Source organism: Thalassospira profundimaris (assembly GCF_003326755.1).
Classification (GTDB): domain Bacteria; phylum Pseudomonadota; class Alphaproteobacteria; order Rhodospirillales; family Thalassospiraceae; genus Thalassospira; species Thalassospira profundimaris_B.
On record NZ_JPWH01000005.1, the window covers coordinates 234,805 to 260,167 of the forward strand.

Genomic DNA, 25,363 nt, shown 5'->3' on the forward strand with positions numbered 1-25,363 from the left:
GCCTGTTACAGGCTGCCGTAGCTCAGGGGTAGAGCACTCCCTTGGTAAGGGAGAGGTCGAGAGTTCAAATCTCTCCGGCAGCACCATTTGCCCGAATTCGGCCTGTTACAGGCTGCCGTAGCTCAGGGGTAGAGCACTCCCTTGGTAAGGGAGAGGTCGAGAGTTCAAATCTCTCCGGCAGCACCATTTTCCAGACATCACCGTTTTACAGATCGCGCATGATGATTGCATCATGCAACAAGAGCATCGTCAGATATGCCGCTGCATATCCTGCATGCCGATGACAGCCATCACCTCGACCGAATCACGCATAACGCGATAATAGATAGCATGAACACCGCACACACTGCGGCGATAGCCAGGTCTGATCTCCTCGACCGGGGCATACAGGAACGGATTTTCGCATAACCGGTCCAGATGCCCGATCAGCGCATCATAATATTCGTCTGCCTTGCGTTCGCCCCAATGCGCCAACCCGTATTCATACAAAGCCGCCAAATCCGCCTCGGCAACGACGCTGAGTCGCAGATCAAACTTTTCCGGCATGCCGGGATCGTACTTTTACGTCATCACGAATTTGCGCCGGACTTTTGTCGGAAAACCCGCCTTTTTCGGCAGCAACCAGTTTCTCGCGAAGTGCCTCCAATTCCCTGGCCTTGCGAATAAGGTCATTCACCACATCGCTTTTGCTTGTGTATTCTTCACTTTCGACCTGCGCCTTCAGCCATTCATCATTGGGCCGGGTCAGGGAAATGCTTTGCCGCGTCACCATTACCTCATCCTCTTCATTACCTTACAGGCACTTGGTGCATTTATACACCACAATCGCATCATCAGCCAATCACAATACCTTCGACGTTTTTCGCACCTGGCATCAAAACCGGTCACAATTCTGAATGACAATTAAATCGCTACGGCATCTTTTTCCTACACTTTGGGCCGGGGCGGTAATTTCACCTCCCCCGTTTGCGGGATTGTCGTCCTATAACGTCCGGAAAACACATATAATCGGCGCATGAAGCAGGCATATTATTTGCAAATTTTTCTCAACTTCATTGTTTGGGAAAGGCAGGGCCATGTCTGTTATCGATTCAGTTTCCAGCACATCCTATTCCGGCGCATCCAAATCAACGAACGGAACGTCAGGAAATGGCAATGCGTTCGCCGAAAACTTTGATTTCAGCGAGGACATGTATTCCGACCCGGCAATGCGCCCGTATCTGGAGCAATATTACCAAAAAGCCTATGCCCCAATGCGTGAACGTATCGCGGCCATGCGCGAGGGCGACTACGAACCCGTCACTTTCACGGATTCCAATGGCAATGTCGCAACCGAACTGTCGGCGGATCAATATGAAAGAATGATCCCCAGCTTTGATAAATGGCTGGAAGTTCAACAGCAATTTTCGCCGTTTGATTTCGAGCAGCAACAGGCCGCCATGCTCGAACATGCCAAACAGTCCGTCGCAACACTGGAAGCAAGAAGCCCCGATTCACAGTCTGATGTCCGGGTCGTGTTTGCCAATGGCGACCAGATTTTAGGATATATGGACAGTGCTGGCGGTGTTGCATCGCATAGTGGCGGACACGCCTTGCAGAACATCGTTCAAAAGGGCAATGACATGGGCCTGCGCGGCCAGGCCCGCGAAGATTACATTACCCGTGAAGGCACCAAAGCCCTGTCCGGGCAATATCCGAACCTGACCGTGAACCATTACAGCGACGAAACCGCCCCAACCCGACGTGAATTTTCGCAAAAATGGTATCCCGATCACGATGTTGACGCGAACTATGCCTCAGCCCTTTCCGACGCACGCGACAATCTGACCAAACAACAAAGCCACTATGACCGCATGCAGGCCAATATGCGCGATATGAAGTCCTTCCTGCTGGGACTGATGGAACAGCAACCGGCCGCCTGATCATAATGCCCCCAAAACAAAACAGGCACGGCTGCCTCATCCGCAACCGTGCCTGAAAACCGTTTAACCGGGTAAAACCCTCAACCGTAAAATTCGCGGTACCAATCAACAAAATTGCCAATACCGGTTTCGATCGATGTCTCGGGCTTGAAACCCACCGCATCGATCAGGGCATCAACATCGGCATAGGTGGCCGGAACGTCGCCAGGCTGCATGGGCAGCAGGTTTTTCTGTGCTTTCTGGCCCAGTTTGTCTTCCAGCGTTTCGATCATGTGCATTAGTTCGACCGGGCTGTTATTGCCGATATTAAACACCCGATACGGGGCGGAACTGCTGGCCGGGTCCGGGCTGGCCGGGTTCCAGTCGGGATTGGGTTGGGCAATGGTGGAAATGCAGCGATACACCCCTTCGACAATATCGTCGATATAGGTGAAATCGCGGCGCATTTTGCCTTCGTTAAACACATCAATCGGCCGACCTTCAAGGATGGCCCTAGTAAACAGGAACAGCGCCATGTCCGGGCGGCCCCACGGGCCATAGACCGTAAAAAAGCGCAAACCCGTTGTCGGCAGGCGATAAAGATGGCTGTAGGTATGGGCCATCAATTCATTGGCTTTTTTCGAGGCGGCATACAGGCTGATGGGATGGTCAACATTGTGATGCACGGAAAAGGGCATTTCCGTATTCATACCGTAAACCGAACTGCTTGACGCATAGACCAGATGCTTGACACCATTATGGCGGCAGCCTTCGAGGATATTGGTAAAGCCAACCAGATTGGCATCGATATAGGCATGTGGATTGGTCAGCGAATAACGCACCCCGGCCTGTGCTGCCAGGTTAACCACATAGGCAGGTTTTTCACGGGCAAACAGATCGGCAATGCCCTCGCGATTTTCCAGATCCATACGCACGAAACGAAAGCCTTCGCGCCCCTCAAGGCGCGCCAGACGCGCTTCCTTCAGCGTGACATCGTAATAGTCATTGACATTATCAAGACCGAGAACCTTGTTACCCTGATCGAGCAATTTGTGGCTGAGATGCGATCCGATAAAACCGGCAGCACCCGTCACAAGCACGGTTTCATCAGCAGGAATAACAAACGAATTCATATGAATACCCTGTCTTTTCGGTCTCGCCACATAGGAAAGACAACAAACATGTTTAATCGGTAACAACAAAAGAATAGATCAGCGGCTGTCAGTGCCAGCCTAAGGCAAGCAGACTTCTGATCTAGCAGCGCCCCCGGCAAGGTGCAAGCATTTGCCAAACTCGACACAGCAAATGCCTGTGTTCGCCATCACAAGACTTTTGGGTAAAAATGCGTTATGGTTGTAAATTATCGTACCAAAAATGGGTCAAGAGGTTTTTAGGCAATCATGAACGGTCCTGGGGGCATCGTTACCAATGCACGCGGCGGGCAATTGGGCATTGTGCTCAATGTGCGTGAAATTGCGCGCACGGCAAATGGCGATGTCCTGACCGAATTTGAAGCCGCCGAAATCGGCTCCCCCGGCAAAGATGGCCTGGCCAGCGGGCCATATGGCGGTATCAATACCGGACAGACCCGCCCGGTTCACGCCAGCACCCTGACCGCCGCACAAGCCCGCGAAGGCGGCATTTCCTACGCGGACTATCAAAAGGCGCGTGACGCTGCCAACCACAATGGTGCAGGCGGCACCAATGACCCGGCAAAATCGCTATCAGAAATGAATGATGCCGAAAGGGCCGAAGTCGCCAGGCTGCAAGCCCGGGATTCAGCGGTAAAGCAGGAGGAAAAAGGCCACGCTGCTGCCGCCGGGCAATATGCCTCTGCCCCGCAATATCAGTATACCATCGGCCCGGATGGTAAGGCTTATGCCATTGGCGGGCACGTCGATGTCAGCATTCGCTCTCATGGCGGAGCAGCAGGTGACACTCGTTCGGCACTTGCCGCCCTTCAAAATGCAGCCCTGTCGCCCAATGCCCCGTCCGGGGCGGATATGGCAGCGTTCCGTCAGGCGACCATGCTTTTGGGTGCAACAGCCTCGCCCTCATCAACGAATACCGGCACACCTGATTCTCAAAATGATGCTTTACAGCAGAGCGGCGAAATTCCGGCGGGCAACGGGACGGATCAGGTTCCAAGCCCGAATACAAATGCCGTTACCCGGCAAGAGGCTCTTGAGGCCTACGGCCAGACCGGAAACCCGGCGGATCGATCTGACACCCTTTCAGGAAGCGACTCCCCTTTTGCTTCAATGACATCGGCAAACCCAAATTCACGCTATGATCGCGGATCCTTTTTCAACTCAAACGCTTAATGGCAAAATCCTGCAATCCAATCCAGCTAAACATTTGCGACCTTCCTATACTTCCACATTATTCTGACGTCGAAGAGGTTGATTTTCTTTAGGCTAACATCCTTCGTAAGTATACTGTGTCATCACTGAAGAGCCTCCATCCGTTTGACAGCGGAGAGGTTTTATTCAATTCTACGTGCGTACTTGGTAAAAGTGCGTTTTGGAAAAATGAACAAATTGCACCGCCCGACACTTTCCAAATGTTGCGGTGCCAGATATGTAGACGTAATGACTTTCCGCATATCAAAGAAAGAATATGGCAAATAACATGAACATCCTGCTTGCGGACGACCACGATCTTGTCAGGGATGGCATCACGTCATTTCTGCACACTGCGGCACCTGATGTCTCAGTTGCCCAGGCAAAAGACTTTGCCGAGGCCCTGGCAATTGTAAATGGTGAGCAACCGATTGATCTGACCATTCTCGACCTGAACATGCCGGGTATGAATGGTCTGTCCGGGTTAACCGTCATGCGACAGAAATTCCCCGACGTTCCGGTCGTCATCCTTTCAGGGTCGGTTAAACGCAGCGATGTTTTAAACGCGCTGGAACATGGTGCGTCGGGCTATCTGCCCAAAACACTCTCGGGCAAATCCCTGATCAATGCGCTGCGCCTGGTGCTTTCGGGTGAAAAATACATTCCCTCGGCTTTGCTGGAAGATGATGGTGGCACCATTCGCCCCGGCGAAATCGACCTGGATGGCCTGGAGCCCGACAACCCCCTGCGCCAGCTTACCAACCGCGAACGCGAAGTACTTGCTTTGCTGACCAAGGGCCTGTCGAACAAGGAAATCGCCAAACAGCTTAGTGTGCGCGAAATCACCGTCAAAGTGCACCTGACCGGTATTTTCAAAAAGCTGGGTGCAGCCAACCGTACCCAGGCCGTGAAAATCGCCATGCAGCTTGGCTGGGAAGCCTGATCGGGCTTTACACCGCCATAGTTCGGACCAGCAACAATACGACACATTAAAAAAGCAGGGGCCGCAAGGTGCCTGCTTTTTTATCATATAATCTTACTTAACCTCATATGGGGCGACGCCGCCTGCAAGGACCGCCTTTTACCCGCCAAGGTCAAGTGCCTGGACCAGTTCATCGATGATCGCATGAAGTTCCTTTAAGTCCAGCGGCTTTGCCATGACCATAACCGGGGCATCATCGCCGGTATCGTGCGGCATCTCGGCATCGCCCGGATGTCCCGTCATGACGATCACCGGCAACATCGGGTTGCGGTCGCGCATTTGCCGGATCAACTGATTGCCATCCATCTGCGGCATCCGAATATCGGTAATCAGAATATCCGGGGCAATCACCCCGGCAATGGCCAGGGCATCAGCCCCGTCATTGGCCGCACTAACAGCATAACCCTGCCCTTCAAGATAGGCCGAGATGATTTCCATCGCATCAATTTCGTCATCGACCACCATGATGCGAATATTACGCCGCCTGGCAACTTTATCGGGGTCGCTATGATAACGCTGGCGCGAGGCGGCATCGATGTCATCAGGGGTTACGGGTTCTATCGTCTGACCGATATTCACGGCGGGCAGAATAATCTCGAAGCAGGCCCCGTCCCCTTCATTGCGGGCTTCAATTTCCCCGCCCATGCCTTCGATAATCCCGTAACTGACCGAAAGGCCAAGGCCGGTGCCCTTGCCCACATCCTTGGTCGTGAAAAAGGGATGAAAAATCAGATCAATCGCATCCTGCGGGATGCCACCGCCATTATCATTAACCGCAATGCGCAACAGCTCGTTTTCCGTATCAACCGTCGCCGTCACCCGGATCAAACCACCCGCATTGCCAAAATCCTCGTGGCTTTCGACAATGGCATCGCGCGAATTGGTCAGCATATTGACCAAAACCTGCTCAAGCTGCACCAAACGCCCCGAAACCTGGCAGGGAATATCGGAAACCACCACATCCATCGCAATTCCGGCCAGGTGGCAGTCATGTTCGACCATATTCACCGCCCGCTCGACCGCCTGCATCGGTTCAAACAGTTCAAAATCATCTTCATCCGGGCGGCTGTAAACCCGCAAATGACGAATGATTTCCGCCATACGTTCGGTCTGGCCGCTAATCAGTTCCAGTTTTTCGCACTGAAAGGCCGGGGAAACCTGATCCATTTCATATTGCAGGGCACAGGTATCGGCCGCCATGCGAATCACATTCAGCGGCTGATTCATCTCATGGGCGACCGATGCTGCCATTTCGCCCAGTGTCGCCAGTTTAGAGGTTTGGACAAGCTGGCGCTCAATCTTGCGTTTCTCCGTCACGTCTTCGGCCACGATCAGCATGGCCGGCGCCCCCTCGTGCGTGAAGGCCATGGCGGAGACTTCCAGTTCCACCGACACGCCATCGGTTCGGCGACACAACACAACAAAATCCGCCCGTCCGTTATAGCCGCGCGCATAACGGTCAATATGTTCCTGGGCAATTTCGTGGCTATCGGGCAGCAACAGGTCAAAAATGCTGATACCAATAACGCGATCCGGGTCATCAAAACCCAAAATGCTCAATCCCTGCCGGTTGACATAGGAAATGGTTTCGCCGCTTAAAACCGCAATCAGTTCCGGTGCCAGCTCAACCAGTTTGCGATAGCGTTCTTCACTTTCCTTTAGCGCCTGTTCGGAACGGGACCGCTCAATGGCATAACGAATGGACCGACGGATCATTCTCCCGTCGGGGAATTCCTTTGTCAGGTAATCTTCGGCGCCATGCTGCAAGGCATCGAATGCCAGTTCCTCGTCCTTGTGCCCGGTTAGCACAACAATCGGCACCCGGCGATCGGCATCACGAATACGGCTGATGGTCTGCACCCCCGAGGAATCGGGCAATGTCAGATCGAGCAATACAACATCAAACCACTTTTCCTGGCTGGGAGCGGACAATAATTCCATTGCGCCTGCCAAACTGGTGCGATGTTCGATGTCAAACGTTTCACCGGCTTCTTCCAGCAAGGTCTGCACCAAAAAGGCATCCCCCGGATTATCCTCGACCAGCAAAATGCGAAACCGGTTTTCGTTCATCTGTCCCACACCCCAAAGCATCTATGCCAACCCGGCCGATACCGGTTGATCTGGTTTGCGCACCTCCCCGACTGCGCCAAGGGAAGGACGCCTTATATTGTGAAGTTCCCCGAAAAACTGCAACCATTACTGGCAACAAATGAACCGCACCTATACCGCAGCGTATAGGGCGATCAATATCCCGTTTTCCGCAAGTGATTGAAACCAGACTTTAAACCGAAGCACAACCTTATCCGGACCGGCAAATGCCGGTCAGAAGATTTACATAAATGTCACCGGCACCCTATCGGCGGATTATCCTGCCGCGACATCAACCACCAAACGACCGCGCACAGCGCCTTTGAGGATTTTTTCGCCGTAAGGCACAATGTCGGACAGCTTTACGGTTTGCATGGCCTCGTCCAGGCGTTCGGCGGGAAGATCCGTGACCAGCCGCTGCCAGGCACACACACGCTTTTCATAAGGACACAGAACCGAATCAATACCGATCAGTTTAACCCCGCGCAGCAAAAAGGGAATAACGGTTGCGGGCAAATCGGCGCCACCTGCCAGACCACAGGCGGCAACAACACCATGATATTTCATTTCGGCGAGCATATGGGCAAGGGTGGTGCTGCCAACGCTGTCAACAGCCCCCAGCCAGCGTTCACTTAACAGCGGGCGGTTCGGGGCTTCGGCCAGGGTGGCACGGTCAATAATGTCGCTTGCGCCCAGATGTTTTAAATAATCGGCATTTTCGGGCCGCCCGGTCGAGGCTACAACCCGATATCCCAAATGCGCCAAAATGGAAATCGCAACCGATCCCACGCCACCGGCCGCACCTGACACTAGAACCTCGCCATCCTGGTCTGGCAAAACACCCTGCTCTTCAAGCGCCATCACAGCCAGCATCGCGGTAAAACCCGCCGTACCAATCGCCATTGCCTGTGCTGTATCCAGGCCATCAGGCAGGGGTACCAGCCAGTCCGCCTGCACCCGCGCCATTTGGGCATAACCACCCCAATGGTTTTCGCCAACCCGCCATCCGGTCAGAATAACCCTGTCACCGGGTTTGTATCGCACATCGGCGGATTCAACCACCTCGCCCGCAAAATCCACGCCGGGCACATGGGGATATTTTCGCACCAGTCGCCCCAGCCCGTTAAGGATCATGCCATCCTTGTAATTCAGCGTACTATGGGCAACGCGCACCAGCACATCACCTTCTGGAAGGTCATCAAGGGAAAGATCTTTGAATTGCGGCACAACTGTCTTGCCGTCTTGCGCTGTATCCAAAACCAGCGCCCGAAACATCTCGCTCATCATTACCTCCCGAAAAAATGGTATCGCAGGAAGGTAGGAAGCGTGTGTAACGTTTGTCAAATGCCAAGGCCGTCAATTCGACGTGTTGACGAAGGCAGGGCTGCGTAAAACCAGCGAGACGCCAGATCAGTTATTTTTCATATCGTCCTGAACGGTCGGCGGCAATACCCGCCAGGAGAACCACCCCAGCAAGGGCACAATGACCAGATCATCCAGCCAGCCAATACCCACCATAAAATCCGGGATCAGATCAACCGGGCTGACCAGATAAACCAGCCCTGCCAATAACAGAGCCTTGCTTTTTAGCGGCACATCGCGCCGTAAAAGCCCCCGAATCAGGTTGGGTATAAGCGCCAGTCCACCTCGTGCCACATCAAACCCCGGCCCTGTTGAAAACGATTATTTTCTTTATTTAACCTGAAAATCCGCCGCGAACAGATCGGACGACGCATTTTTTTGCACATCAACAGGCGTCCGTTTGACCACCATCATTTCGCATCCCGCAAGGCAGGCCTGGCTGGATGAACGATGCAATTTGTCAAAATGATACATCGGTGTTCCACCCGACAGACTGATCGTCGGACCATTCGCCGGATCATGCAGAATATTCCCCGCCGCCAGCAATGATATCGTTGCCGCAAAAACCAGAATGCCGCCCAAGGCGAAATGCTCTACCCACGACATTATTGTATCCTCCGGACGTGTTCTTTAACAAAACATTACCATCTGAACACCCGCCTGCCCGAAAGGTTCCCGCAGGATATTCATATAAGTTATATTTCAAAAACAACGCCTTGGATCACCATACCTATGGCTAGAGGCCTATCTCTTTTTGAGTAATTCCAAACAGGAATCACAACATGCCTTAACGAATTTAAAATGCCTCAGGGGATCAGATTGGCAAATGCCTTCGCAGCTTCTTTCCAGCCCCAATTTCGCTGCGATGCCAGTGCAGCCTGATGCTGCGATAACCAAAGGGTATCATCATTCAGGATGTCAGCTGTTTTCCGAGCAAATACATCATCATCATTCGCGACAAAGCCCGTTATGCCATCGACAATGCGTTCGGCAACACACCCCACGTCCTGAATAACACAGGGAATTCCCATTGCCTGCGCCTCACCCAACGCCAGACAAAATGTTTCACCAACATCACCACGGTAAGGCATGACGCGTGCCTGCTGCATTTCGTCAAACAATTGGGCTTTGGGCACCGGTCCACGCAAAACAACCCCGCAATGGGCCAAACTTTGTGCATGGTCCAAAACGGCTTTCATTTTCTGCGCTTTACGATCTCCAGTCGCCCCATATGTTTGAGGTCCGGCAAAAATATGCAACTCTGCATCCGGAACCAGAGGATGAATCCTTTCAGCCCAGACATCGATCAGCCAATCCAGAGAACGCAACGGATTGGAGGTAAAAATCGCTTTTTTTACACGCGGTTCATCTGAAACCTTGGTTGTTAGAAACCTGTCCTCAATGCCAAGGGGAACAATGATTTTTTCGACGCCAGGAATCCAGGCCGGCATCGTCGATAAATGATATGCCCCGGAAAAGACAATTGCGGGACGTACCCGCATCAAACGCCACAAAAACCGCCATTTCCTGAGAAAACCAGCGGGATTGTGGATCCAGAATACCGTTCTTCCTGCCTGCGGCATTTTGGTAATCAGCTTGTCTCCGCGATTGGCAATGTATAAGTCTGCTTCGGTAGGAAATTCCTGATCAACCGGCTGCCAATTCACACCATTGCGGCTATGAGGGGCGTCGCAGCGATTACAAATCGTCACGTCATGCCCCAGGGCTGCCATGCTTTCCGCCAACGAAATAACGGCTGTTTCTGCACCGCCCAATGCCTGTTTGTCCAGCGTATAGGCATCAAAAGAGATGCCATCATCTGCCAGTACAATTTTCGCCATGACGTCAATTGTCCTCGTAGCGGGCCTTGAGATAGGAAATCATCGGGAATAGTGCTGCACAAATCGCAACCATGAATCCCATACCGCCTTCCTTATATCCCTTCCGGCGAACATAGCATTTGAAAAACCGGGAAAACATCCGGCGCAAATTATTGGAAAAACTACCAATATTTCCACTGTCCCGTAAATCGGCGGCGCGCGCGGTACTATAGCTGTCAAGTCGCCGAATCATGTCGGAAATATTGCGATCAACATAATGGCGAACACGGTGCCGAAGCTCGAACCCTTTGCGCCCGGTAAAGGTCACAGCGGGATGGACGCGCTGCGCCCCCCAATGCTTTACGCCATGCCGAAAAAGGCCTGCATAACCGGGTTTGCCAAACGACGCCCCCCAGCCATAGCGCACCAATCGATCACCGATATAGTTATCAACCAGCAACTGATGATAGTCATACGGGCTCGACGCAATAACTTTCCGTATCTCGCTTGCCAGTTCAGCCGAAACATGTTCATCGGCATCGACTTCAAGGATCCAGTCGCCACTTGCCTGGGCAAGGGCAAAATTTCTCCGCTCACCCTCGATCATCCAGCTTCCCGTAAAGGTTCGTGCACCGGCGTCACTGGCAATCTGTTCAGTCCGGTCGATGCATTTGTCGCACACAACGATGATCTCGTCGGCAAAGGCGACATGTGCCAGGCACGATGCCAGCCTGTTTTCCTCGTTATGGGCTACAATCACCACTGATAACTGTATATCATCAGTAACGTTTGTTTGCTGCCCTGTTTCGGAATTGGACGTCTTCATCCACCGCGTCCTTCACGCTTTAGCAAACCTTCAATTGCAAAAAGAACTTTTCCAACACTCAGGTCGTACATTTCACTATTTGATGATCTGTAATCCGCTGTTGACCATATTTCATCATAACTGCGATCTGTTCGGACAAAGGCTGTTTTCGCTCCAAAGGGGCCATAATTTTCAACCTTGGACGGGCCAAACAAACCCAGGGTCGGAATGGCCGCCGCAGCCGCCATGTGCATCAAACCCGAATCATTGCCCACGTACAAATCAGACGCCGCAAGACAGGCCTGCACTGTTAAAAGGGTTCTCTCACCAAACATGGTGGTTATTTCGCCACTGGTGACACTCTCAATCACCGGCATCGCCGCATCCCGTTCATTGGGGGCACCGGCAACGATAACATGAGCCTTTGGTAACAAACCGTCGTCAGCACGCAAGCGTGCAACCAATTCAACAAAGCGTTCAGCCGGCCACATTTTGCCCGGCCAGTTCGCTGTTGGCCCAACAGCCAGAATGGGCCTTCCATCCTGAGGCAGCAATTCACGGGCTTCGACGATGTGTTTTTGATCAAGCCAAATTTTTGGTTGCGGTGGCGGGGTTACGCCAATCAACCGGCCAAGCTGTTCAACACGGTGGATGCTGTCATCATTGCCCGAAAGAACGATACGTTTGCGCCCGGGCAGGACATAGGCCGTAGCACTGCCGCGCAAATCAATGATCACATCCCACCAGTGCGGTACCACCGATTTCCACAAATGCCACCAATGCCCGCCACGTTTTTGTTTAGGCATCCGAATGATACGTTCAAGGTTGGGAACCGCCTCGAAAATGGGCGCGGCGACCGGGCCGCAGGCCACCGTGATGCGCAATTCCGGGCGCGTTTCCACAAAATGGCGCAAAACCGATGTTGATAAAACCGCATCCCCCAGCCGGTTCGATGTAATAAACAGCAGGCGCACGCTTAAAGTTTCTCCAGATCGGCCGCAACATTCAGCCATTCACGCCGACCATTGCGGGCCGCCTCCGACTGACCGGCGAAAAACGCATCATCGCCCAGCATTTGTGCCACCAGATTACCATAGGCCGCCGCATCGGGCACGATATAGCCATTGCGTCCGTTTTCAATACGGGCTTTGGCAATGCCACCAAACGACACCACCGGGGTTCCCGCCGCCAACGCATCGCACAGCCACATTCCCGCGTGATCATCCCGGTTTTTCACCGCACCATGATGCAAAAACACCCGCGCCTTTGCCATGCGGGTTGCCATTTCCTGTTCGCTTAGCGGCATGCAGACCCGCACACCATCACTTAAGGCATCGCGCACCAGATTAAGCAAAGCATCGGGCACATCGTTTTCCTGCCCCGCGAGCGCCCTGGCAAGGGCAGCCGAATAAATTTCCAGGCGGGCATCAACCGGTTTAACGGCAATTTCCTCGCACCAGATCCGCACGATATCCGCCAAACCGTCATTCCAGCCCGCGACCGTGATTGCCACCGGTTCGCGATCCGCAACCGCGATATGCTCGTTCCCGGCGGCAACAAAGGCCGGGCAGGCACCGGGCGCAATCAGGCGCGGCACAAAACCCAGATCATTGTGGTATGTTTCCTGCTGTACCGGGTCAGTAAAAATCAGCCGCGCCAGACTGCTGAGCAGCGCCATCCGGCAGGCATTGTCGTCCAGGCGGGCCAAGCCGCCATCATACCACAGCCAGCGTTGACCATCCTCCGCCACCGAACGGGTATCGAGCAATAACGGGTCCCGCCAGGCCAGAATACGATCGGGCAGCGCATCGCCAAAGGCGGGGGCATCGTCGTTCGCCAGTACATCCCAGCGAACCCCGTTATGCGTGGTGCATGCACCATCGGCACGCCGGGCGACCACCTCGTGCCCGCGGGCGGCAAAGGCTTCGGCCAGTGCAATAAAACCCCGCTGGCGTGCGCCCAGCGGTCGGGAGACAACATCATCCGGGTCAAACCCGATGGAACGGTCGAGCATCAAAATTTTCATAGCTGGGTTTTATCGCGTTGTTAGAGGTTAATGAAGGCTTTTCTCTCGGGCACACCCCTGCAGCACATCTAACTGTCAAACCGCGCCCGGCGAAAGCATCGCTGATGTAACAGGCGGACGGACCTTGCCAAACGCGTCACTTTGCCCCACATTTCGCCAACGAATTCCGACATTACGGAGCCACCCTGGAAATGAGCGAAACTTTATACACCCCCCTGCCCGACCGCGCCGTGATCCGCGTTAGTGGCCCTGATCGCGTCGATTTTCTGCAAGGGCTTGTATCGAACAATGTCGAAAAAATCAGCCCGGAGCAATCGGGTTATGGTGCCCTGTTAACCCCGCAGGGCAAATTTCTGTATGATTTTTTCATGTATTATCAGGATGAAGACAGCCTGCTGATCGAATGCGAAGGCGGGGAGCGGGCCGAAAGCCTGTTTAAAAAGCTGCGCATGTATAAATTGCGCGCCAAGGTCGAGCTAACCGATGTAAGCAATGATTACGATGTTTTTGCCGTTTTTGGCGATAATGCCGCATCGGCCCTGTCCCTGCCCGAACAGGCCGGCAGCACCGCCCGCCTGGCCGATGGCATCAAGGCTGTGGACCCGCGCCTCACCGCAATGGGCTGCCGTGTTTTATTGCCCAAGGGCGAAGAAGGCACGCTGGCGGGCACAGGTTCCGTCAAAAGCACAATAGAAGCCTACCATGAACAGCGCGTCCGTCTTGGCCTGCCCAATGGCAGCGAAGAACTGGAAGTGGACAAAGCCATCTTGCTGGAAAACGGGTTCGAGGAACTGGGCGGCGTGGATTTCAAAAAAGGCTGCTATATGGGCCAGGAACTGACGGCACGCACCAAGTATCGCGGCCTGGTGCGCAAACGCCTGCTGCCGATCGAAATTGACGGCCCCACACCGGAAGTTGGCAGTCAGATCATGAATGACGACCGCGAAGCGGGCATCATCAAAAGCATCCACGGCAATTCGGGCCTTGCTATGATCCGCCTGGAACGGGTTGATAAGGAAGCCACATTAAACGCAGGCGATGCCCGCATTACCGTTCACATTCCGGACTGGGTGCAATTGCCTGCACGGGACTGAGCACAGACAAAATGTAATCTGAATCAGTAAACGGCGGCCATTTTGGCCGCCGTTTACATGCTAGATCTTATTTTCGCAAACCAGATTACTTTACTTTGTTCAAAGCCGCCTGAGCCGCAGCCAAACGGGCGATGGGCACGCGATAGGGCGAGCAGGAGACATAATCGAGGCCCTGCTGTTCACAGAACGCAATCGATGCCGGGTCACCGCCATGTTCGCCGCAGATACCCAGTTTGATATTGTCACGCGTCGCACGGCCACGTTCAGCCGCCAGGCTGATCAGCTCGCCAACCCCTTCCTGATCGAGCGATACAAACGGGTCGCCCGCAAAAATGTCCTTGGCGATATAGGTATCCAGGAAGCGCGAAGCATCGTCACGCGACAGGCCAAAGGTGGTTTGCGTCAAGTCGTTGGTGCCAAAGCTGAAAAATTCGGCTTCTTCGGCAATGTCCGCCGCACGCAAGGCGGCACGTGGAAGCTCGATCATGGTGCCGACCAGATAGGTCAGTTTCGCCGATTGTTCGGTTTCCACTTCGCCCGCTACCCTGATGATCGCGGCTTTGAGGATTTCGAGTTCCTTTTTACCCACCACCAGCGGAATCATGATTTCCGGAATGACAGGATCGCCGCCATCCTTTGAAACCTCGATGGCGGCTTCAAAAATGGCACGGGCCTGCATTTCGTAAATCTCCGGATAGCTGATACCCAGACGGCAACCGCGATGGCCCAGCATCGGGTTGGCTTCAGCCAGATCCAGCAACCGGCGACGCACGATGCTTTCGGATACATCGGCAGCACGGGCCACCTCGGCAATTTCATTGTCCCCATGCGGCAGGAATTCATGCAGCGGCGGGTCAAGCAAACGGATCGTCACCGGCAGGCCGTTCATGATGCGGAACAGGTCAATAAAGTCCTGGCGCTGATAGGGCAGCAGTTTGGCAAGCGCACTGCGGCGACCCGCTTCGGTTTCGGCCAAAATCATTTCACGCATGGAGATGATACGTGCCGGATCAAAGAACATATGTTCCGTACGGCACAGGCCAATCCCCTCGGCCCCGAAACCACGGGCGGTTTCGGCATCTTCCGGGGTTTCGGCATTGGTGCGGACTTTCAGGCGGCGCACATCATCGGCCCATTCCATCAATTGCGAAAAATCGCCCGACAGGTCGGGCTTCAGGGTGGCCACTTCGCCCAGCATCACTTCGCCCGTGCCACCATCAATGGTGATCACGTCACCTTCTTTCAGCATCACGCCGCCAGCATTCATGGTACCGCCGCGATAATCGATCTTGATGGCACCTGCCCCACATACACAGGGTTTTCCCATGCCGCGCGCGACAACGGCGGCGTGGCTGGTCATACCGCCACGAGCGGTCAAAATGCCTTCGGCCGCGTGCATGCCGGCAATGTCTTCGGGGCTGGTTTCAATACGAACCAGCACCACCTTGCGGCCCTTGTTGTGAACCCAGTCCTCGGCCGTTTCGGCTGAAAACACCAACTGGCCCGATGCTGCGCCGGGCGATGCCGGCAGGCCCATGCCAATCACCTTTTTTTCGGCATTGGGGTCCAGGGTCGGATGCAAAAGCTGGTCAAGTTGGGCAGGATCAACGCGTTTAAGCGCATCTTCGCGGCTGATCACCCCATCCTGGCACATTTCCACAGCAATGCGCAGGGCCGCCTTGGCAGTACGTTTGCCCGAACGGGTTTGCAGCATGTAAAGGCGGTTGGCCTCGACGGTGAATTCCATGTCCTGCATGTCGCGATAATGGGATTCAAGCTTGTCACGCACGTCAACCAGTTCGGCAAACACCGCTGGCATCGCCTCTTCCATCGACAGCAGGTCAGAACCACTTTCTTCGCGTTCAATTTTGGTCAGCGGTGCCGGGGTGCGGATACCCGCCACCACGTCTTCACCCTGGGCATTGATCAGATATTCGCCGTAAAAACGGTTTTCCCCGGTCGAGGGATTGCGCGAGAAACAAACACCGGTGGCGCAGTCATCACCCATATTGCCAAACACCATGGCCTGGACATTCACCGCTGTCCCCCAGCTTGCCGGGATATTATGCAAACGGCGATAGGTGTTGGCGCGTGCATTCATCCAGCTGCCAAATACCGCCCCAATCGCGCCCCAAAGCTGTTCGCGCGGATCCTGCGGGAAGGGGCGGCCCAGTTCTTCGGCAACTTTGGCCTTGAACCCCTGCACAATGGTTTGCCAGTCATCGGCGGACATTTCGGTATCAAGGACATAGCCCTTGTCTTCCTTGTGGATTTCAAGGATTTCCTCGAAATTGTAATGGTCAACGCCCAAAACGACATCGCCATACATCTGAATGAAACGACGGTAGCTGTCATACGCAAAACGGCGGTCGCCCGAGACCGCCGCCAAACCTTCAACCGTATCGTCATTCAGGCCCAGATTGAGAACCGTATCCATCATGCCCGGCATTGAAGCCCGCGCGCCAGAGCGGACAGAGACCAGCAACGGATTGGCGGCATCTCCAAATTGGCGCCCGACCAGATTCTCCACCGCCTTAAGGGCGGCTTCAACCTCGTCATTCAAATCGGCCGGGTAATTGCGGTCGTTTTCATAAAACGCCGTGCAGACCTCGGTCGTGATGGTAAAACCTGGTGGCACGGGCAGCCCGAGATTGGACATTTCGGCAAGGTTTGCCCCCTTGCCCCCCAAAAGTTCGCGCATATCCGAACGTCCTTCGGCACTACCGCCGCCAAAGCCGTACACCCATTTGGTCATCTTGCCTGTTCCTCATCTGGCGTTGGTGTTTTTATCCGCAGCCTTATTCACGATTCGATCTTTGAAAAATCGGCAATGTCGTGCATCGCCGCACGGATCTGGGCGAGAAGCTTCAAACGGTTGGTCCGTTCATCGGCATTGTCGCTATTGACCGTTACTTTTTCAAAGAATGCGTCAACCGGCCCGCGCAATTCGGCAAAACCGGCCATCGCCGCGGCATAATCCTCGGCCCGCAGCAGGGGCAAAGCCTTATGCCGGACATCGATGAGCGCCTCATACAAACGGCGTTCCTCATCCTGGGACAGAAGCGCGACATCCACTGTCGCGTCATAGGAAACATTGTCCTTTTTCTCTTCGATCCGCAAAATGTTGGAAGCACGTTTATAGCCAGCCAACAGGTTAACGCCGCTTTCACCTGATACAAAATCGGCAAGCGCATCAACCCGGGCCAGCAGGCGAACAAGATCGTCCTCGCCATCGAGCGCAAAAACGGCAGACACCAGATCATGGCGCACGCCCTGTTCACGCAGATGAACTTTCAAACGGTCCGCAAAGAAGGCCAGAAGGTCTTCAACGGCCGCATCCCGGCGGATGGATGCCGGGTATTGGGACACCGCATAGTCAAACAAACGACGCAGCGGCAAACGCAGGCCGTTTTCCAGCACCAGGCGAATAACGCCCAATGCCGCACGACGCAGCGCAAACGGATCTTTCGACCCGGTGGGTTTTTCATCAATGGCAAAGAAACCCGCCAGGGTATCGAGTTTCTCGGCCAGGGCGACAGCCACCGAAACCGGGGCTGTCGGGCAGGTATCAGACGGACCGGCCGGGGCATAATGCTCCGCAATGGCCTGGGCGACTTCGGGTTTTTCGCCATCATTTTCGGCGTAATATTTACCCATCAGGCCCTGAAGCTCGGTAAATTCAAACACCATGTTTGAAACCAGGTCCGCCTTGGCAATTTCGGCTGCGCGGTCGGCCAGTTTCACATCACAGCCCGGAATGGATGATGAAACTTCGCGGGCCAGTCCGCGCATGCGCAAAACACGCTCGGCCACCGTGCCCAGCTTGGCATGGAACACGATATTTTCCAGCTTCGGCAGGCGCGATTCCAGCGTTACCTTGCGGTCCTGGTCCCAGAAGAATTTGGCATCATGCAGGCGGGCGCGCAAAACACGTTCATTCCCGGCAATAATCTGGGCGTTGGCATCCAGTGTCACCATATTGGAAATGGTAATGAAGCGTGCCGCCAGCTTGCCACTGGCATCTTCCAGAACAAAATATTTCTGGTGTTCGCGCATCGAGGTTTCCAAAACCTCGCGCGGGACATCCATGAAATGGTCGTCAATTTTACCCATCACCGGCACCGGCCATTCAACCAGCCCGCAAACTTCATCAAGCAGGCCCGGGTCATCAACCAGTTTCAAACCGGCATCATCGGCAATTTTCCGGCAGCCGTCGGCGATTACGCGTTTGCGTTCTTCACGGTCCAGCATCACCTTGGCAAAATTCAGCTTCGCCTTGTATTCCGCCGCGTTTTTAACGCTAAAGGATGCCGGTGCCAGAAAACGGTGGCCACTGGTCACATCACCTGCGCTCACCACACCATAGCTGACCGGCACCACATTGCCATCAAACAGGCACAGAATACGCTCAAGCTGGCGCACCCAGCGCACCTTGTGATCAGCCCAGCGCATGGATTTCGGCCAGGGCAGCTTGTTCATTGCATCTTCAATGATGTCTTTAATCACGACCGAGGCCGCACGCCCCTTCTGTTCGACAATGGCAAACAGGAACACGCCTTTGGGCGTTTCGCGCTTTTCGCACTGTTCCAGCGTCACGCCATTGCCGGTCAAAAAGCCGTTAATCGCCTTTTCCGGGGCATCGGCACGCGGGCCGCGCCGCTCTTCACGCAGGTCAGGCTGTTTTTCCGGCAGGCCGTCAATAATCAATGTCAGGCGGCGCGGTGTAACCAGGCTTTCCACCTTGCCAAATGCCAAGTCAGCCGCCTTCAGGCCGTCTGTCACCAGCTTTTCAAGGTCGGCACTGGCACGGGCCTGCATACGGGCCGGGATTTCCTCGGAAAAAAGTTCAAGCAGTAATTCGGCCATGTCTTATGCCTCCTCTTTCAGATGTCCACGCGCCCGAAGCCAGGCTTCGCAACAGGATTTGGACATCTCGCGCACACGACCGATATAAGCGGCACGTTCGGTAACGGAAATCACGCCACGCGCATCGAGAAGGTTAAAAATATGGCTGGCCTTCATGGCCTGTTCATAAGCAGGCAGCGGTAAACCGCGTTCAATATTCACCGCACATTCAGCCTGCGCGTCCTTGAAATGGCGGAACAGCATTTCGGTATTGGCGATCTCGAAATTATAGGTCGATTGTTCCTTTTCATTTTGCAGGAACACATCGCCATAGGAAACACCCTGACCGTTGTAATCCAGGTCGTAAACATTTTCGACACCCTGAATATACATCGCCAGGCGTTCCAGACCATAAGTCAGCTCGACCGGGACCGGGTCACATTCAAAACCGCCCACCTGCTGGAAATAGGTAAACTGGGTGACTTCCATGCCATCCAGCCACACTTCCCAGCCCAGGCCCCAGGCACCCAAAGTCGGGCTTTCCCAGTCATCCTCGACAAAGCGGATATCATGCGCCATCGGGTCAATGCCCAGATGCGCAAGCGAACCCAGATAAAGGTCCTGCGCATTGGCAGGCGAGGGCTTCATCAAAACCTGGAACTGGTAATAATGCTGCAAACGGTTGGGGTTTTCACCATAACGGCCATCGGTTGGGCGGCGCGACGGCTGCACATAGGCGGCATTCCAGCTTTCCGGGCCCAGCGCGCGCAGGGTGGTTGCGGTATGAAAGGTACCGGCGCCAACTTCAAGGTCATAAGGCTGAAGGATGACACATCCCTGATCAGCCCAATAGCTTTGCAGTCGAAGAATGATTTCCTGAAACGAAGGAGGACGTTGCGACCCGTCGAGCGCCATTGCGCGTACTCTCTGCTTAAATTGTCATCAAAAGAAATTTTAGTGCGGCAAGCTAACGCCCCGTCCGGTCCCGGTCAAGCCAGCAAAAGCCCTTACATTGACCTCAAATCGTCGCGTTGGCACGTCAACGGATAACACTAAATGGTGTTTTTAAACACTTACTGCATCTTTGCCATTTTGTGCACGTGCAAAATACGTTTCCTTCCCTGAAAGACGAAAAAAGACCGGGCTGTCTGCACAGACAACCCGGTCAATGAGGCAATTTAAGGGAAGCCAGGGCCGCAATCAGGCCGATTTGACGTTATCGAGAAACTTGCTGACGATAGTGCGCATCTTTTCCGCTTCGACCGAAAGCTCCGAAGAGGCCTGCAGGACGTCTTTCGCGACCTCGCCGGTCCCCTGAATCACATTCGTCACCTCAAAGATATTGCTGTTCACATCCTGGGTGCCGCGGGCGGCTTCTTCGACGTTGCGGGCAATTTCACCGGTTGCCACCTGCTGCTCCTCGATGGACGCGGCAATGCTGCTGGCAATTTCGTTCACTTTCTCGATGATCTCGGCAATACCGGCAATCGCCTCGACGGCTTCATCGGTTGCATTGCGGGTTGCGGCAATCTGCTCGCCAATGTCGGCGGTTGCCCGTGCCGTCTGGTTGGCCAGGTTCTTCACCTCGCTTGCCACCACGGCAAAACCCTTGCCAGCCTCACCCGCCCGCGCGGCTTCGATGGTCGCATTCAGGGCCAGCAAATTGGTCTGGCTGGCGATGTCGTTAATCAGGTCAACAACCTCGCCGATCTTGACCGCAGATTGCTGCAAATTACCGACAATCCGGCCCGTATGCCCGGCCTGTTCCACAGCGTTTTTGGAAACAGCAGCGGCCTGTGCGACCTCGTTGGCAATCTGCGAGATCGAGGCTGAAAGCTCTTCGGCGGCAGACGCAACCGTCTGCACGTTACCTGTCGCCTGGGTTGCAGCCGAGGCCACAGTCGAGGCCTGATGCGACGCCTGATCGGACTGCGAGGACAGTGACTTTGCGTTGGACTGAAGCTCGGTCGCGGCAGAGGCAACAGCGGCAATCGTCATGCCTGCTTCACGGTCAAATGCGTTGGTCAGTCCTTCGATACGTTCAGCACGCTGGCTGCGCAGGCGACTTTGTTCTTCTTCCTGCTTTGCCAGGCGCTCGGCCTCGATCATATTGTCGCGAAACACCTGAACGGCTGCTGCCATTTCGCCAATTTCATCCTTGCGTTCAATCCCGGGAATCTGAACACTTTTATCCCCGCCTGCCAACCGCGACATGGCGCTTGTCATATTTACAATCGGCGTTGCAATACCGCGCGACAGCAGGAACGAAAACCCGATTGTCAACAACGAGACAACAACCGCAACACTGACCATCAACATGCGCGACCAGAAATATTCCTGATCACCCCGGGCAGAGGCACCCTCGCCACCCTGCTGGTTAAGCTGCACAAGCTGCTGAAGGATATCGCGAATTTTAACAATAACCTGTTCGCCCTCTCCCAGCACCATATCGCGTGCCTGCGCATTCTGGTTGCTATTGGAAAGAACAACAATCTGATCCCACAAACTGTTGTACTGACCAAGTAGCTCACTTGCCTCTTGCCACATCGCCCGTTCTTCGTCGGACGAAATCAGCTTCTCGTAAGTTTTTGCCTGGACTGCTTCCTGCTCAAGCTGATGTTCAATGTTCCGTTCAAATTCAGCCATTTTGTCGGCTTTATCAGACAGAACATGCGCCAACTGAAAGATGCGCACCTTGTTTACGCTGTCATTGATATCATTAATGGCCGAAATGCTGGGCAACCAGTTAACCGCGATTTCGGTCGAGGTCTCGTTAATCGCCTGCATCTTGAAAATGGCGAATGCGCTGGTGAAAATATTCAGCAATAGCATCACCCCGAAGGCGAGCATCAGCTTTCGCGAAATCCTGAGATTAGAAATAGCTTCCATAAGTGCCTCATACTGACGTTTTACCGTGCCCTTTGACACGATATTGACCAGAACACAGGCAATCCTCCCCCGATCCCGCAAATGGAGACGGCGTTATTGAAACGCATAACTTAGGAAACCGACGGCAATAATGGGGCGATTAATATCCTGTCTTTTGGAACAGCGGCTGCGTAAAAACTATACGCAGCGCTTTGAAAGACACATTGGAGGCCCCAAATGACTATTCAATAGTATATGTCAAATTATAATACTGTTCGCCTGAAAAACACTTTCGCGTTTCAGACCATAAAAACGGTCAACGGGAAACTTTAACGGATCAACTTCAAAACCACGCACATGGCGCGTTTTCAGTCCTGACAGCGATGGGACAGTCCCTCGGCATGATAAACGCCGCAATGCGGGCATTTTTCCATATCCTGGGCCACTGGCTGACGATCGTGACGGGTGCCATCAGACCTGCCACGCTGTGCATGTTTGTCATGAGATGCACGTCGCGTATTCTGATTGGTCCCTTTGCGCCCGACAAAACGCGACACCTGCCACACCACCACAATAACCAAAGCTGTAAACAGAATTTGTGACAGGCTGAGCATCAATATCCCCGCAATAGGTGATTATCAAAACGTTCCGGGCTGGCAGTGTTCCGGCAGTGTTATAGTCAATCCTGCCCGAATTAGAAACCGGGCAATTGTGCCGGATTGCGCAACAGGGTCTCGATTTCGGGCAAATACTGGCCGGCCTCGTCATGCAACACAAGGCCCCGGCGCATTTTAAGCGGCGAGGATACCCCCTTGCGCACCGACACAATAACCCGTAACGGCACATCTGAACTTGCCTTGCTCCAGACGGGATAAACCGTCATATCCCCCGCCCGGCCAAACAGCAAACCGATAATCCGGTCCAGATGATCCGCCCGATGGACCAGCGTTACCCGCCCTTTCTGGCGCACCATTTTCAAACAAAAGCCAATCCAGGCAGCCAGATCGGCACTGCCTTCCTGATGGGCCGTCGCCCGACTGTGATTGGCAGGGCGTGTCCCCCCGGCATAATAGGGCGGGTTGGAAATCACCTGGTCAAAACTTTCCGCACGCAGCGGCAATTGCCGGTCGTTAATATCGCCATGCAGGGGATGAACCCGCCCTTCAAACCCGTTTTCAACAATATTGCGGCAAAACAGGGCATACAAATCGTCCTGCAATTCCACTCCGGTGACAAGGGCATCGTCAATACGGCGTGCCACACACAGCCCGGCCGATCCCACCGCGGCCCCGACATCAAGAATTTTTCGATCCCGCTGCCCGCCAACCTGCACCGACGCAGCCAGCAAAACCGCATCAACCGCCGCGCGGTAGCCATCTAAAGGCTGCTTTAAAGTGACCGCCCCACCCAGCAAAAAATCGTGACTGATCCGGTCCTCGGCAAAGGGCGGCACAAACAAGGTGTCCTGGGGGTGGGGTGAATGTGGCATCGATACGGACTGGGTCATCTTTGAAGCAAACGGACGATCACGGGGTACACAGCAAAAGCATTAAAATCGCGTAACAGCAAATACGGACAACCTGTTATCCCGGCGGCCCCTCCTTGCCAATTCCTTATTCCTGATGGCCTGAAGGCGACGATACCTCGCGCCCCAAATCACGGCGGGCGATTTCCAAAGCATAGCGCGCCCGGCTTTCATCATCGGGTGTCACCATCAAACGACGCGGCAAGGCCCCGATTGACCCATCCAGAATAGAGGCATGAAAATCAAAAATCAGACTTTCAATGCCCTCGTCAGCCAGAATGGACTGCACCCAGCTAAGCTCTACCGGATCATTGCTGCGGATCAGTTCGATCATATCGGATGGTTTCTCCCCAAAATTCAGGCCGCAGGATGGCAGGTTCAAGATACCTACCATAGCATATTATTGTTCATTGCAGCAGAAAGCGGTATTGATTTGTCCACTTGACCGTCAATGCCTGGCGTCATTATGTTGGGCGGCGGCCAAAAGCAACCATCGGGGTTTGTCTGGCCTCGTCATGAAACCAGCGTTACCTGTCCGACCAAGCAGGTATGACGCACGAATTGTTTCGGAAAAGAGCGTGAATAACACTGCGACGCAGCACACCACACAGCCCAGTCTGGATTCCCTGATTGATCTGGTAGATGCCGACATGAAGCGGGTCAATCAGGTTATTATCGACAATATGCACAGCGATGTCGCGCTGATCCCGCAACTGGCCAGCCATCTGGTTGCTGCGGGGGGCAAGCGTATGCGCCCTATGCTCACCCTTGCTTCCGCCCGCCTGTGCGGATACGAGGAAGGTGACTCGGCGGTAAATATGGCGGCCTGTGTTGAATTCATCCATACCGCCACCCTGCTGCATGATGATGTGGTCGATGAAAGCCTGTTGCGGCGCGGCCAGGAATCCGCCAATGCCCTGTTTGGCAATGAAGCCAGCGTTCTGGTGGGTGACTTTCTGTTTGCCCGTTCCTTCGTGCTGATGGTCAAAAACGGCTCGCTAAAAGTTCTTGATATTCTGGCCCGTGCATCGGCTGTTATTGCCGAAGGCGAAGTCATGCAGCTTTCAACCGCCAATGACATGGCCACAACCGAACAGGCCTATCTGGATGTCATCATGGCAAAAACCGCAGCCCTGTTTGGCGCGGCATCCCATATTGGTGCCGTCATTGCCGGTCGCCCGGAAGACGAGGAACTGGCCCTGCGCGATTATGGCCTGCATTTGGGCACGGCCTTTCAGTTGATTGACGATGTGCTGGATTATTCCGCCCATCAGGCAACGCTTGGCAAAACCGTTGGTGACGACTTCCGCGATGGCAAAGTAACCCTGCCGGTGATTATTGCCTATGCCAATGGCGACGAAGACGAAAAAGCGTTTTGGCGTCGCTGCATGGAAGACCAGGATTTCCGCGATGGCGACCTGGATCACGCCCAGAGCCTGATCCGCAAATACAACACCCTGGAGGCCACCATGAATCGCGCCCGGGAATATGGCCAGCTTGCGATTGATGATCTGGCCGGTTTCCCCGATGGCCCGATCAAGAATGCCATGATCGAAGCGGTCGAATTCTGCATTTCGCGGCCCTATTAACGGCCTTTGACGATCTCCGCGCGGATATTGATGAAAAAATTCCTTGCGTGCCGGTCCAATAAAGATTAATACCCGGCTCGCAGAATGACGGAGCGTAGCTCAGCCTGGTAGAGCAC

22 protein-coding genes, 2 tRNA genes and 1 pseudogene are annotated in these 25,363 nt (G+C 54.2%); 7 read left to right on the plus strand and 18 right to left on the minus strand.

Annotation, left to right across the window (positions count from 1 at the left end; genetic code table 11):
• Window positions 1-11: 11 nt before the first annotated feature.
• Together TH25_RS08445 and TH25_RS08450 are read left to right on the plus strand one after the other, a co-directional pair.
• A tRNA-Thr gene (locus TH25_RS08445) sits at window positions 12-86 on the plus strand.
• Window positions 87-111: 25 nt separating this feature from the next.
• Window positions 112-186: transfer RNA gene (locus tag TH25_RS08450), tRNA-Thr, on the plus strand.
• Window positions 187-249: 63 nt separating this feature from the next.
• Here TH25_RS08450 and TH25_RS08455 read toward each other — a convergent pair.
• The gene (locus tag TH25_RS08455; protein ID WP_114087980.1) at window positions 250-546 is read right to left on the minus strand and encodes a type II toxin-antitoxin system RelE/ParE family toxin; all 297 of its coding nucleotides are present in this window, start codon (window positions 544-546) and stop codon (window positions 250-252) included.
• Window positions 530-772 (minus strand): ribbon-helix-helix domain-containing protein, encoded by a 243-nt coding sequence (locus TH25_RS08460; protein ID WP_220151368.1) that lies wholly within the window; start codon window positions 770-772, stop codon window positions 530-532. The genes TH25_RS08455 and TH25_RS08460 overlap by 17 nt, the downstream gene beginning before the upstream one ends.
• A gap of 304 nt (window positions 773-1,076) precedes the next feature.
• On the opposite strand from TH25_RS08460, the gene TH25_RS08465 reads away from it, so the two are divergent.
• Entirely contained in the window at window positions 1,077-1,922 is an 846-nt protein-coding gene (locus TH25_RS08465) for a hypothetical protein (RefSeq protein WP_114087981.1), read from the plus strand.
• Between the two features lie 80 nt (window positions 1,923-2,002).
• Here TH25_RS08465 and TH25_RS08470 read toward each other — a convergent pair whose 3' ends face one another.
• Window positions 2,003-3,034, minus strand: coding sequence for an NAD-dependent epimerase (locus tag TH25_RS08470; RefSeq protein WP_114087982.1), 1,032 nt, complete (start codon window positions 3,032-3,034; stop codon window positions 2,003-2,005).
• Window positions 3,035-3,301: 267 nt separating this feature from the next.
• Between TH25_RS08470 and TH25_RS08475 the strand changes: the two genes are divergently transcribed.
• Complete coding sequence (locus TH25_RS08475; RefSeq protein WP_114087983.1) at window positions 3,302-4,225, plus strand: putative metalloprotease CJM1_0395 family protein; 924 nt, start codon at window positions 3,302-3,304, stop codon at window positions 4,223-4,225.
• A 307-nt stretch (window positions 4,226-4,532) separates the two neighbouring features.
• Window positions 4,533-5,186 (plus strand): response regulator, encoded by a 654-nt coding sequence (locus TH25_RS08480; RefSeq protein ID WP_114088020.1) that lies wholly within the window; start codon window positions 4,533-4,535, stop codon window positions 5,184-5,186.
• Window positions 5,187-5,324: 138 nt separating this feature from the next.
• On the opposite strand, the gene TH25_RS08485 is transcribed toward TH25_RS08480, so the two are convergent.
• The 8 genes from TH25_RS08485 to TH25_RS08520 form a co-directional block, all read right to left on the minus strand.
• Complete coding sequence (locus tag TH25_RS08485) at window positions 5,325-7,295, minus strand: response regulator (protein WP_114088021.1); 1,971 nt, start codon at window positions 7,293-7,295, stop codon at window positions 5,325-5,327.
• Between the two features lie 294 nt (window positions 7,296-7,589).
• A complete protein-coding gene (gene acuI / locus TH25_RS08490; protein WP_114087984.1) occupies window positions 7,590-8,597 on the minus strand; it encodes an acrylyl-CoA reductase (NADPH) in 1,008 nt (335 codons plus the stop codon).
• A 126-nt stretch (window positions 8,598-8,723) separates the two neighbouring features.
• Window positions 8,724-8,969 (minus strand): YkvA family protein, encoded by a 246-nt coding sequence (locus TH25_RS25700; protein ID WP_114087985.1) that lies wholly within the window; start codon window positions 8,967-8,969, stop codon window positions 8,724-8,726.
• Window positions 8,970-9,005: 36 nt separating this feature from the next.
• Entirely contained in the window at window positions 9,006-9,281 is a 276-nt protein-coding gene (locus TH25_RS08500) for a hypothetical protein (RefSeq protein ID WP_114087986.1), read from the minus strand.
• A gap of 200 nt (window positions 9,282-9,481) precedes the next feature.
• Window positions 9,482-10,408, minus strand: coding sequence for a glycosyltransferase (locus TH25_RS08505; protein WP_258549083.1), 927 nt, complete (start codon window positions 10,406-10,408; stop codon window positions 9,482-9,484).
• Between the two features lie 112 nt (window positions 10,409-10,520).
• A complete protein-coding gene (locus TH25_RS08510; protein WP_114087988.1) occupies window positions 10,521-11,321 on the minus strand; it encodes a glycosyltransferase family 2 protein in 801 nt (266 codons plus the stop codon).
• Window positions 11,318-12,274, minus strand: coding sequence for a glycosyltransferase family 9 protein (locus TH25_RS08515; protein WP_114087989.1), 957 nt, complete (start codon window positions 12,272-12,274; stop codon window positions 11,318-11,320). Before TH25_RS08515 ends, TH25_RS08510 begins: the two co-directional genes overlap by 4 nt.
• Before the next feature lie 2 nt (window positions 12,275-12,276).
• A complete protein-coding gene (locus tag TH25_RS08520; RefSeq protein WP_258549084.1) occupies window positions 12,277-13,314 on the minus strand; it encodes a glycosyltransferase in 1,038 nt (345 codons plus the stop codon).
• Between the two features lie 203 nt (window positions 13,315-13,517).
• On the opposite strand from TH25_RS08520, the gene ygfZ reads away from it, so the two are divergent.
• Window positions 13,518-14,420 (plus strand): CAF17-like 4Fe-4S cluster assembly/insertion protein YgfZ, encoded by a 903-nt coding sequence (gene ygfZ, locus TH25_RS08525; RefSeq protein ID WP_114087991.1) that lies wholly within the window; start codon window positions 13,518-13,520, stop codon window positions 14,418-14,420.
• Between the two features lie 85 nt (window positions 14,421-14,505).
• Here the strand turns inward: ygfZ and ppdK are convergent, their stop codons facing one another.
• The 7 genes and pseudogenes from ppdK to TH25_RS08560 all read right to left on the minus strand — a co-directional run bounded on the left by ppdK (window position 14,506) and on the right by TH25_RS08560 (window position 23,992).
• Entirely contained in the window at window positions 14,506-17,175 is a 2,670-nt protein-coding gene (ppdK, locus tag TH25_RS08530) for a pyruvate, phosphate dikinase (RefSeq protein ID WP_114087992.1), read from the minus strand.
• A 47-nt stretch (window positions 17,176-17,222) separates the two neighbouring features.
• A complete protein-coding gene (gene glyS, locus TH25_RS08535) occupies window positions 17,223-19,286 on the minus strand; it encodes a glycine--tRNA ligase subunit beta (protein WP_114087993.1) in 2,064 nt (687 codons plus the stop codon).
• Window positions 19,287-19,289: 3 nt separating this feature from the next.
• A complete protein-coding gene (locus TH25_RS08540; protein WP_114087994.1) occupies window positions 19,290-20,180 on the minus strand; it encodes a glycine--tRNA ligase subunit alpha in 891 nt (296 codons plus the stop codon).
• Between the two features lie 285 nt (window positions 20,181-20,465).
• Window positions 20,466-22,133: pseudogene (locus TH25_RS08545) on the minus strand (methyl-accepting chemotaxis protein); the annotation flags it as partial.
• A 368-nt stretch (window positions 22,134-22,501) separates the two neighbouring features.
• Window positions 22,502-22,747, minus strand: coding sequence for a hypothetical protein (locus tag TH25_RS08550; RefSeq protein ID WP_114087996.1), 246 nt, complete (start codon window positions 22,745-22,747; stop codon window positions 22,502-22,504).
• An 80-nt stretch (window positions 22,748-22,827) separates the two neighbouring features.
• Window positions 22,828-23,622 carry a tRNA1(Val) (adenine(37)-N6)-methyltransferase gene (locus TH25_RS08555; RefSeq protein WP_114087997.1) on the minus strand — a complete coding sequence of 265 codons (795 nt, stop codon included), beginning with the start codon at window positions 23,620-23,622 and terminating at the stop codon, window positions 22,828-22,830.
• Between the two features lie 124 nt (window positions 23,623-23,746).
• Window positions 23,747-23,992 (minus strand): putative signal transducing protein, encoded by a 246-nt coding sequence (locus TH25_RS08560; protein WP_114088022.1) that lies wholly within the window; start codon window positions 23,990-23,992, stop codon window positions 23,747-23,749.
• A gap of 244 nt (window positions 23,993-24,236) precedes the next feature.
• On the opposite strand from TH25_RS08560, the gene TH25_RS08565 reads away from it, so the two are divergent.
• The gene (locus TH25_RS08565; RefSeq protein WP_258549085.1) at window positions 24,237-25,247 is read left to right on the plus strand and encodes a polyprenyl synthetase family protein; all 1,011 of its coding nucleotides are present in this window, start codon (window positions 24,237-24,239) and stop codon (window positions 25,245-25,247) included.
• Window positions 25,248-25,363 lie beyond the last annotated feature (116 nt).

Excerpts from the sequence above, each read along its gene's own strand:
- TH25_RS08455 (WP_114087980.1), bottom strand. The coding sequence starts at position 546 with ATGCCGGAAAAGTTTGATCTGCGACTCAGCGTCGTTGCCGAGGCGGAT.
- TH25_RS08460 (WP_220151368.1), bottom strand. The coding sequence starts at position 772 with ATGGTGACGCGGCAAAGCATTTCCCTGACCCGGCCCAATGATGAATGG.
- TH25_RS08465 (WP_114087981.1), top strand. The coding sequence starts at position 1,077 with ATGTCTGTTATCGATTCAGTTTCCAGCACATCCTATTCCGGCGCATCC.
- TH25_RS08470 (WP_114087982.1), bottom strand. The coding sequence starts at position 3,034 with ATGAATTCGTTTGTTATTCCTGCTGATGAAACCGTGCTTGTGACGGGT.
- TH25_RS08475 (WP_114087983.1), top strand. The coding sequence starts at position 3,302 with ATGAACGGTCCTGGGGGCATCGTTACCAATGCACGCGGCGGGCAATTG.
- TH25_RS08480 (WP_114088020.1), top strand. The coding sequence starts at position 4,533 with ATGAACATCCTGCTTGCGGACGACCACGATCTTGTCAGGGATGGCATC.
- TH25_RS08485 (WP_114088021.1), bottom strand. The coding sequence starts at position 7,295 with ATGAACGAAAACCGGTTTCGCATTTTGCTGGTCGAGGATAATCCGGGG.
- acuI (WP_114087984.1), bottom strand. The coding sequence starts at position 8,597 with ATGAGCGAGATGTTTCGGGCGCTGGTTTTGGATACAGCGCAAGACGGC.
- TH25_RS08500 (WP_114087986.1), bottom strand. The coding sequence starts at position 9,281 with ATGTCGTGGGTAGAGCATTTCGCCTTGGGCGGCATTCTGGTTTTTGCG.
- TH25_RS08505 (WP_258549083.1), bottom strand. The coding sequence starts at position 10,408 with ATGGCAGCCCTGGGGCATGACGTGACGATTTGTAATCGCTGCGACGCC.
- TH25_RS08510 (WP_114087988.1), bottom strand. The coding sequence starts at position 11,321 with ATGAAGACGTCCAATTCCGAAACAGGGCAGCAAACAAACGTTACTGAT.
- TH25_RS08520 (WP_258549084.1), bottom strand. The coding sequence starts at position 13,314 with ATGCTCGACCGTTCCATCGGGTTTGACCCGGATGATGTTGTCTCCCGA.
- ygfZ (WP_114087991.1), top strand. The coding sequence starts at position 13,518 with ATGAGCGAAACTTTATACACCCCCCTGCCCGACCGCGCCGTGATCCGC.
- ppdK (WP_114087992.1), bottom strand. The coding sequence starts at position 17,175 with ATGACCAAATGGGTGTACGGCTTTGGCGGCGGTAGTGCCGAAGGACGT.
- glyS (WP_114087993.1), bottom strand. The coding sequence starts at position 19,286 with ATGGCCGAATTACTGCTTGAACTTTTTTCCGAGGAAATCCCGGCCCGT.
- TH25_RS08540 (WP_114087994.1), bottom strand. The coding sequence starts at position 20,180 with ATGGCGCTCGACGGGTCGCAACGTCCTCCTTCGTTTCAGGAAATCATT.
- TH25_RS08550 (WP_114087996.1), bottom strand. The coding sequence starts at position 22,747 with ATGCTCAGCCTGTCACAAATTCTGTTTACAGCTTTGGTTATTGTGGTG.
- TH25_RS08555 (WP_114087997.1), bottom strand. The coding sequence starts at position 23,622 with ATGCCACATTCACCCCACCCCCAGGACACCTTGTTTGTGCCGCCCTTT.
- TH25_RS08560 (WP_114088022.1), bottom strand. The coding sequence starts at position 23,992 with ATGATCGAACTGATCCGCAGCAATGATCCGGTAGAGCTTAGCTGGGTG.